This is a genomic window from Streptomyces pseudogriseolus, from assembly GCA_002154585.1.
In the GTDB taxonomy this organism is placed as follows: Bacteria; Actinomycetota; Actinomycetes; order Streptomycetales; family Streptomycetaceae; genus Streptomyces; species Streptomyces pseudogriseolus.
This window is the reverse complement of sequence record MUNG01000675.1, coordinates 1-755: the sequence shown is the minus strand read 5'-3', so window position 1 is coordinate 755 and position 755 is coordinate 1. Positions and strand designations below refer to the sequence as shown.

Sequence of the window (755 nt, the reverse complement as noted above, 5' to 3'; positions counted from 1 at the left end):
GTGGTGGACGGCGGGTGGGGCGGGCGGCGAAGCTCGGGCCGGGGCGGGGCTTCGCCTCCCGCCCCCGGAGTCCCTCAGCCGGCCTTAGGGTCCTCAGCCGGCCGCAGGTCCTGGTGGCCGCTCACGCCGTGCCGCCGAAGCCGATGGTCGGGACTGCTCGGCGTAGGGGCCAGGGGCGGGCCGCGTCCTTGGGGACGAGGTCGGTCAGGAAGGCGTAGCGGGTCAGGGCGGAGGGGTTCTGGCTGTCGACCGACTGGACCCTGCGCCACCAGGCGGCGATCTCCGCCCAGCCGGGGGCGGACAGGGAGCCGCCGAACTCCTGGACGGACAGTGCCGCCGTGAGTCCGGCGAAGGCGAGCCGGTCGGCGAGGGGCCAGCCCGCCAGGGAGCCGGTGACGAAGCCGGCGACGAAGACGTCACCCGCCCCGGTCGGGTCCAGCGCCTCCACCTCGATCGCCGGGACCGACGCGGTCTCCCCCGTGCGCCGGTCCACCGCGTACGCGCCCTCCGCTCCGAGCGTGACCACGACGACCGGGACGTGCTCGGCGAGCGCGTGGGCGGCGGCGCGGGGGGTGTCGGTGCCGGTGTAGCGCATGGCCTCCGCCGCGTTCGGCAGGAACGCCTCGCAGTGGCGCAGGTCGTGCAGGCCGGCCAGGTCCCACGCGCCGGTGTCGTCCCAGCCGACGTCGCCGAAGATCCGGGTGCCCTCGCGGGCGGCCCGGGCGATCCAGGGGGCGCTGCGGCCGGGGGTGAGG

At 77.1% G+C, this 755-nt stretch carries 1 protein-coding gene; it reads right to left on the bottom strand.

Going from position 1 to position 755, the window contains the following annotated elements; genetic code table 11:
- Window positions 1-121 precede the first annotated feature (121 nt).
- Window positions 122-755 (bottom strand): carbohydrate kinase family protein (locus CCN29_RS34025; RefSeq protein WP_442538683.1); only part of this gene is annotated, 634 nt, incomplete at its 5' end.